Raw genomic sequence first — 9,526 nt, forward strand, 5'->3', positions numbered from 1 at the left:
AAAAAGTCGGTATTATGCAGAAATTTAAAATTTTGTGTATGTTTTTCATTAAAATTTTATGTAATTTCTGGTTGTTTTTTATTCAAAAAAATCCATTCCGCTCTGTTTTTAAACATATTATACCTTTTTTTCAATTGAATATTTTTTAATCCAGTTGGTGTTGTGCATTTACTTTTTATAGCCAATAAGGCGATGCTTTTTTGTCTAATTTAAATCTAAAGTGGCATTTTCGCATTATAATTAACCAGACATTATGTCCAAACCAATTAAATTATCACATCTGTAAGGATATTTCTTTCTAATACTTTTTTCTTATAAATGAAGTACTTTCAAAGCATTAGATTAGGCTTCAAAAAAGCATGAAGTATTTAAGAAAAGATCTAGGAGTACTCATGAATTTGGAACAAGTTCGTCTCGTTGATGAGGCTATCACTTCTCGACATTCTGTCCGCGCATTTTTAAATACTCCCATTGAACCAGAAGTGATTAAAGATATATTAAAAGTCGCAAGTCGAGCACCTTCTGGAACCAATACTCAACCGTGGAAAGTCTATGTGGTAACAGGCAAAAAACGTGATGAAATTGTTGAGCGTGTCTGTGCTGCACAAATTGAAGTTTCAAAAAACCCGCAACTTGCAGAACAATATAAAGAAACTTTTGCCTATTATCCTGAAAAATGGATATCCCCTTTTATTGATCGCCGCCGCGAGAATGGTTGGGGACTTTATGGTTTACTCAAAATCCAAAAGGGTGAAAAAGAAAAAATGGCTGAACAGCAGTTACGTAATTTTAAACTGTTTGATGCACCAGTCGGTCTTTTCTTTACCGTAAATAAAACCATGGGAATCGGGTCTAAAATGGATATCGCAATGATGATCCAGAACGTGATGGTCGCTGCTAAGGCACGTGGTTTAGATACATGCCCTCAAGCAGCTTGGAACCATTTTCATCCTGTTGTTTTAGATATCTTGGGTGCATCAGATGAAGAAGAGCTCGTATGTGCAATTGCGTTAGGTCATGCTGACCCTCAGCATATTGTAAATACCTTTATTACACCTCGAGAGCCTGTTGAAAATTTCGCAGTTTTTCTAGACGAATAATATATAAGTGGCCATTCTCTAAAAATTTATGAGAATGGCTTGGTTTTTACCTGTTTTGTCGCTTTCAATACGACAATAAAACCGCTCAGTGTAAATAACACCATCATTACGCCCATATTGAGTGATGCAGACCAAATCAAAAAGTTAAGAAGCACACCACCTAAAAGGCCACAAGCGAATTGCATACTTCCCATAATTGCACTTGCTGTCCCTGCACGAGCACCTTGTTTGGACATTGCCAGCGCCATCGCATTTGGTCCTGTTAAACCAATGCCTGAAATAGCTAAAAATAACCCTAACATAACTAACCATAAAGGTGCCGCAGAAACTAAACCAGCAATAAAGACAATGATGGCTCCAGTCACTTGTACAAATGAACCTGCTTTTAACCGTTTAGTGATCTCAACACGTGTTGTTAGGTGCTTATTTAAAGATGACATTAACATAATGCCAAAAGCATTTAGTCCAAATACGTAAGCAAACTCTTGCTGATTAAGTCCGTACTGATCCATAAAAACCGCAGGCGCTGAGCTGATATAACAAAATAGTGCTGCACCTGTTAAACACCCTGCAAACATAGGTAGGCGGAAACTTGCATCTTTAAAAATAGCTCCATATAAGGTCACCACTTGATAGAGCGATAGCTTAAGCCTTTTATCATTTGCCAATGTTTCTTTAAAAAAGAAATGTACGCATAACCAACAGATTGCACCCACAATTGAAAGCGCGATAAAGATAGCCTGCCAAGGAAACCAAATTAAAATCCATGCTCCGATCATTGGGGCCAAAATTGGTGCAAGTCCCATGACAATCATCATGCTTGAGAAAGCTTGGGCCGAGCCTTGAACATCCAGTTTATCGCGTATTGCCGCACGAGCCATGACTACGCCCACACAACCGCCTAATGCTTGCAAAATACGAGCGGCAATCAAGCTCCATTCACTAGTAGCCATTACACAAAATAAGCTTGCGACTGCATAAAGTGCGAGGCCAAAGTAAAGTGGTTTTTTTCTACCAATACGATCACTTAGAGGACCATAAACCAGTTGTCCAATGGCTAAACCAAAAAAATAAGCTGGTAGTGTATTTGCCACCATTTGTGTACTTACCCCAAAATCATGAGCCATTTGTGGCAATGCAGGTAAGTACATATCAATGGATAACGGCCCTAACGCCGTGAGCAAAGCGAGCAACATAATCCAGCCAATAGAGTATTGACGCTGGGCTGTTTGTTCAGACATAACGATATTTCATTTTTCAATCATTTGCATACAGACAAGCTTACACTGTCTATCGTATGATTTGTGCAACATTGGTGTAGAAATACGCAAATCCTTTATCACTCAGGTTGATCAGCAAGGACTTCCTTTGAAATCTTGGTTAAAACGCCTAAAAAGAGCGACTTATAACACAACATTTATGTATAACGTGCGAATGCTGATAGCCTTTTCAGGAACTGCTTTCGTGCCTTATTTTTTGGGCTATCAATTAGCAACCATTCCCCTTACTTTAGGTGTGGTCGCAGCAGGTTTAAGTGATATTGATGATCGCTTTTCCGTGCGAATCATGAACCTGATTTATACTTATATTGGTTTCTTCGTTACCGCAGCATCCGTACAACTACTCTTCCCCTACCCAATGGCTTTTGCCTTAGGGTTGATTGCTTCATGTATTGGCTGGATTTTATTAGGTTCGTTAGGACGTCGTTATGCCACCATTTCTTATGGCTGTTTGGTTGTTTCGGTCTATACCATGTTGGGTGTTCATCTTTTCGATCATTGGTATATTCAACCAGCCCTTTTAGTCGCAGGTGCTGCGTGGTATGGCCTGATTGCCACTATTAGCTTTTTATTGTTTCCGGTTCGCCAACTGCAAGACAAACTCGCAGCGTCTTATGCATCTCTAGGCGACTTTTTATTCGCAAAGTCAAATTTGTTTGATGTTGATATGACGCCTGCCAGCTATCAGCAAAGTATGATTGAGCTGTCATTAGAAAATGGTAAATTAATTACGATTTTTAATGATTTAAAAACAGCGTTATTGACTCGTTTAAAAGGTGACCGTGGACAAAAAGATACACGCCGAAGCCTACATTATTATTTTGTTGCTCAAGATATTCATGAGCGTGCTGACTCAGCCCATATCGACTATCAAAAACTAGCCAAAATTTTTCAGCACAGCGATATTTTATTTAGATTTCAACGAATTTTGGCAGTTCAAGGTAAAGCTTGCCAAGAGCTAAATGAATGTATTTTACAACGTAAACCTTACAATCATAATAAACGCTTTAAACAGAGTTTTGAAAATCTAAGATTGTCTTTAGAGAAGCTAAGACGTGATCAGCATTATGACCTTCTATGGGTAAATGCTCTTTTCGCTTTATATCAAAATTTAAAGTCTATCGACTCTCAGTTGCTCAACTTGGAAACTGAACAACACATTCAATCTGATAAAGTAAAACAAGCCGAAAATCAGCTGAAAGATGATGATTTACAAGGATGGAATGATATTATCATCCGAATAAAACAGAATTTAACTCCCGAATCTGTACTCTTCCGCCATGCAATTCGTGTTTCGATTGTACTTTTCATTGGTTATGTCTTTATCCAAATGACCCGTATTGAGTATGGCTATTGGATTATGCTTACGGCTCTATTTGTAAGCCAACCCAACTTCAACGCAACCAAACGTCGCTTACGCTTACGAATTGTCGGAACCTTAATTGGTATTGTTGTTGGACTTGCAATTATCTTCTTAATTCCTTCGACCGAAGGACAACTATTCATGTTGATATTAAGTGGAGTCCTATTTTTTGAGTTACGTAGTAAGCAATATGCACAGGCAACAGCCTTTATCACTATTCTTGCATTAATTAACTTTAATCTAGACGGTTCAGCGATGGCCGCTGCTATTCCGCGATTTGTAGATACTTTAATTGGATGTGCCCTAGCTTGGTTTGGAGTGACATTTATTTGGCCGGATTGGAAATTCAGACGTTTACCTCGCAACATCAGACGTTCATTACAAGCTCAATGTAAATATTTAGCAGAAGTCGTTAAACAATATCATGAAGGCCGTAATCATGCGCTGAATTACCGTATTGTAAGACGTGCTGCCCATAATACTGACGCCGAGGTTGCTTCGCTTATTTCAACTTTAGCGACCGAGCCAGACTTTGACCCTACCCGTAAATCCGATATCTTTGAATTTTTATGTTTAAACCATACATTTTTAAGTTATATCGCAGCACTTGGGGCACATCGAGAAAACATTCAAGATCAAGCTGTTCTTAAACTTTTAGACCAAGCACTAGACGACATTGAAGGTGCTTTATTAAGAGATGAGATGCCTGATCTTACGGCACAAAATATGCTCCAAACGATACGCCAACGTTTAAGTCAAAATAATGAGGAAGACCAAAAATCACTCATTATTTTACAGCAGCTCTCGCTCATGCTTGGAGTATTAAACCGATTTAGTATGTTAAAACAACGGCTAAGTCATGATCTTGATAATGATGCTAGTGAGCTCGCATCGTTATAAATTTGAGTCGGAAATTAGTATGAAATTGGCATAATATCCTTTCCTGACTTATGCCAATTAATGCTAAACTTAAAACAGTTTACAATTTGTTATTTGCACTATGACCGCGAAAACTTTATACGCTTATACGCTTCAGCCTGTTCCATATGATGTGTCAGAAGCTGAACAACGTAATGCACAGCTTCTTATCTGGCGCAGCACCAATAAAATCAGCACAAAAATTTGGGCAATTATGGGTGTCGTTTTAGCCCTAGCTATATTAGGTCTTATTTTTATTAAGAACTACTCTACTGTTTTTTGCTGGGTTGCTATTGTCGCTGTAGTACTTTATTACCTAGGTCGTAAATACGGATTAGAATGGTACGTTAAACGCAAAATGAATGAGTTTCCGGTACAGGAAATCAAAGGGATTCGTTTAGGTGTGCAGCCTCACGGTATTGTGATGCGTCAACAAATGGGTCTACAAGAAGGCGTTGGTACTATTGGATGGAAAAATATCTACGAATGGTACAATACACCTGATTTTATTTTGGTCAATTTCAAAGTAAAAGATCCAAAAGGTCAAGAACAACAAGGTGCTTATATTCTACCTAAGCGCATGGATTCTAAGAACTTCTCATTCAACACCATTCGCACGCACTTAAAAGAATCTGTTGGCGAGCCAAAAACCTTGTAATTCTCTATTCCATAAAAAGCCTCCTCAGGGAGGTTTTTTAATAAGCTAAAAATAAATGATAATGAAAATTAATATTATCTCCAAAATCCATATTATCTCCCCAATCTTCGGCTATACTTCGTTACAAGATCTCCATCATATTTACATTTTCGACCATGTTTAAAAAAATTTTATTTCAAATTCATTGGTTTCTGGGTATTACTGCTGGCCTTATCTTATCCATTATGGGGGTTACAGGGGCAATTTATTCTTATGACCAACAAATTTTAAAATGGGTGAATTCTGATAGTTATGTTGTTCAAGCTAAAAATAGTCCAAAACTAACCCCTGCTCAGCTTTATCAGCATTTCAATACAACTCAGCCTGAAATCAAAATTAATAGCATTACAATTGCCAAGGACCCCACCTCTTCTTCTATTGTAAATATTGAAAAAGAAGGTGAACGCCGTGGCTACAATATGATGGTGAACCCTTATAACGCTCAGGTTCTGCCAGATGTTAAAGGCCGAAAGTTGTTATTACTCATACAACAAATTCATCGTAATTTAACCGCTGGTGAAGTGGGTAAACAAATTACTGGTGCTTGTGCACTCATGTTAATTTACTTTGTACTCAGTGGATTATATTTACGCTGGCCCAAAAAGCATTCTGCTCGTCAATGGCTTGCTGTAAAACCGAAACTTAAAGGCCGAAATTTTATTTGGGATTTACATGCTGTTGTCGGAACATGGGTCATTGTTTTTTATCTTCTTTTCGCGTGTACAGGTCTATATTGGTCTTATGATTGGTGGCGTAGTGGCATGTTCAAAGTGATGGGCGTTGAACAACCTAAGTCACAAGGTCATGGCGCTACTCCTCAAAATCGTGGAATGCAACAAGGCAAACAAACTGGCCGTAATAATGATCAACCACAATTAGATAATACTCAGCTTATTACAGCACTCAATCAAACGTGGAGCGGTTTCAATAGTCAGGTCGGACGTGATTATTCGACACTAACATTGAACTTACCGAAAAAAGATGATGGAAAAATTGAGTTAAGCTTTGTTGATGCTACCCCACAACATGAACGTGCACGTAACCAAGCCACCTATAATTATCAAACTGGCAACATCGAAAAGATGGAGCTTTACGAAGATAAAAAGCTTAATCAGAAGATTATGAGCAGTATGTTACCTGTACATCGCGGTAGCTTCTTTGGACCAATTTATCAATTTGTTGCGATGCTTGCTTCTCTAGCAATGCCTTTGTTCTTGGTTACCGGATGGATGCTTTATCTTAAACGCCGTAAACAGAAAAAATTAACACAGGCAGCTCGCCAGTCTTTAGCGGGACAATACATTGATCCAAATGCAAAATCTTGGCTTATTACCTATGCAACTCAGACTGGTGTAGCCGAACAACTCGCTTGGAGTACGGCAACAAGTTTACAGGAGGCTCATCAACCTATTCAGGTAAAACCTGTACAGCAGCTAACACAAGCTGATTTAGAGCAGCATGAGCAAGTTCTATTTGTAATCAGTACTTATGGTACTGGTGATGCTCCTGATCTCGCCACAAGCTTTGCTAAGAAACTTTTAAAATCGAATTTAGATCTTAAGCACATCAACTATGCTGTTTTGGCTCTAGGTTCTAAAGAATATCCAGACACTTATTGTAGTTTTGGTCATGCGGTGGACGCTTGGCTCAAAGCAAATGGTGCTCATGCCCTCTTCAATACAATTGAAGTTGATAATGCAAACCTATCGGATATCCAAAACTGGAATCAATCTCTCGCGAAAGCAACTAAATTAGATTTGCATGCTGTAAATTTAGAAAAAGTCTTTGATACATGGACATTGCAGCAACGTGACTTACTCAACCCAAATAGCTTAGGCCAACCTGCTTATAATATTGAACTTAAAGCAAGTCATGAGGCTATTTGGCAAGCAGGTGATATTGCAGAAATACAACCGGGTAATAGTGCTGAACGTATTAATGAGTTTTTGCAGCACCACCATATTCTTAAAAATTCAAAAGTTGATTCATTACAGATTTCAATTGAAAAAGCACTTTGGAACAAAGACTTAACGGGAGAAATTGAACCATTTGCTAATCTGGACCATTTATTAGAACAGCTTCCTAACTTACCAACACGAGAGTATTCGATTGCGAGTATTCCTTCTCAACAAGTCCTTCGTTTAGTTGTTCGTCAACAATATGATGTGTCTGGTAATTTAGGTTTAGGTTCGGGTTGGCTCACTCAACTTACGCAAGTTAATAATGAAATTGCTTTACGTATTCGTACCAATGAATCATTCCATCTAATTGATGACAACCGCCCTATTATTTGTATTGGTAACGGCACAGGTATTGCTGGCTTAATGAGCCTATTACACACCCGTACGCGTCATGATTACACTGAAAATTGGTTAATTTTCGGTGAACGTCAAAGAGCATGTGATTTCTTCTATGCATCAACTATTGAAGCATGGCAAACCACAGGAATGTTAAAACGCCTTGATTTAGCATTTTCGAGAGACCAAGAACAACGCGTGTATGTTCAAGATGTAATTCGTCAGAATGCAGCAGAATTAGTAAGCTGGGTAGAACGCGGTGCTGTTCTTTATGTATGCGGTAGTATTGAAGGTATGGCAAGTGGAGTCGATCAAGCCCTTATTGAAATTCTAGGTGAAGAACAGGTAGATGAGTTAAGACAACAAGGCCGTTACCGTCGTGATGTGTATTAAAGGTCAATAAAAACAAAAACCGAGTAATAGCTTAAATGCTTTACTCGGTTTTTTATTGCATTCAGATTGATTTTGCATACACTGTCTGCAATTTAAATTGCAACTCTAAGCACAATGCAAGTCAGTAAGTGGATCCGTATTTTCCTAGCAATCATTGGTTCGATTTTATTTCTAGATGGATTAGTTCTAATTTGTCTTAATAAAATTAATGTAGGCACAATTATTCCTTTAATTTTAGGTGCTTTTTTCTGCCTCTATTCTTTATTTTATTATCACTTAGAACGTTTTTTCTTTTATCACTATCGCTTACACACACTTTGGCGTTTTGGATGGTTATGCTTCTGGATATGGTTGATTGGCTTAGGCTATTTCTTTAGCTTTATTAAAGAAAATAAAGATAGTTCAGATAATATACCTCTAGTAAAAGCAATTATTGTCTTAGGAAGTGGTGTCGAAAATGGTAAACCATCTACAATTCTTGCAAAACGTTTAGATACAGCCGCCCCTTTAGCCCTAAGACAGCAGCAAGCACAGGTTGTTTTAACAGGCGGTCTTGATTTTTCAGAAAATGAAAGCGAAGCATTGGTTATGTCTCGTTATCTTGAACAAAAGTATCATATCGCAAAAGATCAAATGATCCTTGAAGATAAGAGTACTAGTACTGAGCTTAATTTAAAAAATAGTAAACCCTTATTAGAACAACATCAGATTACCTTAGACCAGCCAATCGCTATCGTAACAAGTGATTTTCATATACCTCGAGCAATAGCAATCGCAAAAAAACAGGGCTATACTCAAGTTTATGGAGTCGCTGCCGAGACACCATTGGCTACTCGCTACAATGCATGGTTACGTGAATACTTCGCATACGCGAGTGGATGGCTTCTAAACGAATATTAAAAAATAATCTAATAAAAAACTGCTATTCAAAAGTAGCAGTTTTTTTATTTTGAGAAATGAGTAATCAGTGCAAATATAAAATTGAGATACGTTGACGCTAATAAATTACAGATTAGGTTCTTATTTTTAATCACTCATAGCGTAATTTAAAGAGAATAAAGCCCCCGTAAACGTATGAGTATATATAGAGGTACTAAGTGAAACCTTAAAAACTAACGATCAATAAAAGAATAACTTAACAATGAAATAAAGAATTTAATTTTAAAATAGAAAAGTTGGATCAATACTTAGTCACATAGTAAGTAAATTTACATGCAAGCATAAGATATTTACGAAATTAAATTTTCTGAAAGAAATAATGGTGGGCGCTGACGGGATCGAACCGCCGACATTCTGCTTGTAAGGCAGACGCTCTACCAACTGAGCTAAGCGCCCTTAATGAGAAAAGATAACGAATGTATCTCTATACTCTACATTCTCTAGACAAGGGAATCAAGAGAATGGCGCAGCGGACGGGGCTCGAACCCGCGACCCCCGGCGTGACAGGCCGGTATTCTAACCAACTGAACTACCGCTGC

At 37.9% G+C, this 9,526-nt stretch carries 6 protein-coding genes and 2 tRNA genes; 5 read left to right on the top strand and 3 right to left on the bottom strand.

Annotated features, from left to right (window positions below; genetic code table 11):
• Nucleotides 1–392 precede the first annotated feature (392 nt).
• Nucleotides 393–1,100 carry a nitroreductase gene (locus KTI78_RS14715; protein WP_224992815.1) on the top strand — a complete coding sequence of 236 codons (708 nt, stop codon included), beginning with the start codon at nt 393–395 and terminating at the stop codon, nt 1,098–1,100.
• A gap of 26 nt (nt 1,101–1,126) precedes the next feature.
• Here KTI78_RS14715 and KTI78_RS14720 read toward each other — a convergent pair whose 3' ends face one another.
• Nucleotides 1,127–2,341: a multidrug effflux MFS transporter gene (locus tag KTI78_RS14720; RefSeq protein ID WP_224992814.1), complete on the bottom strand. Its 1,215-nt coding sequence runs from the start codon at nt 2,339–2,341 to the stop codon at nt 1,127–1,129.
• A 127-nt stretch (nt 2,342–2,468) separates the two neighbouring features.
• Between KTI78_RS14720 and yccS the strand changes: the two genes are divergently transcribed.
• The 4 genes from yccS (at nt 2,469) to KTI78_RS14740 (ending at nt 8,948) form a co-directional block, all read left to right on the top strand.
• Nucleotides 2,469–4,643 (top strand): YccS family putative transporter, encoded by a 2,175-nt coding sequence (gene yccS, locus KTI78_RS14725; protein WP_224992812.1) that lies wholly within the window; start codon nt 2,469–2,471, stop codon nt 4,641–4,643.
• A 100-nt stretch (nt 4,644–4,743) separates the two neighbouring features.
• A complete protein-coding gene (locus KTI78_RS14730; RefSeq protein ID WP_002116136.1) occupies nt 4,744–5,319 on the top strand; it encodes an SdpI family protein in 576 nt (191 codons plus the stop codon).
• Nucleotides 5,320–5,474: 155 nt separating this feature from the next.
• Nucleotides 5,475–8,048, top strand: a complete 2,574-nt coding sequence (locus tag KTI78_RS14735; protein ID WP_262446528.1) for a sulfite reductase flavoprotein subunit alpha — start codon at nt 5,475–5,477, stop codon at nt 8,046–8,048.
• 114 nt (nt 8,049–8,162) lie between these two features.
• Nucleotides 8,163–8,948, top strand: coding sequence for a YdcF family protein (locus KTI78_RS14740; RefSeq protein WP_262446529.1), 786 nt, complete (start codon nt 8,163–8,165; stop codon nt 8,946–8,948).
• 359 nt (nt 8,949–9,307) lie between these two features.
• On the opposite strand, the gene KTI78_RS14745 is transcribed toward KTI78_RS14740, so the two are convergent.
• Nucleotides 9,308–9,383 (bottom strand) — tRNA-Val (locus KTI78_RS14745).
• 66 nt (nt 9,384–9,449) lie between these two features.
• Nucleotides 9,450–9,526, bottom strand: a tRNA-Asp gene (locus tag KTI78_RS14750).

The organism is Acinetobacter sp. WU_MDCI_Abxe161 (assembly GCF_025514355.1).
In the GTDB taxonomy this organism is placed as follows: domain Bacteria; phylum Pseudomonadota; class Gammaproteobacteria; order Pseudomonadales; family Moraxellaceae; genus Acinetobacter; species Acinetobacter pittii_E.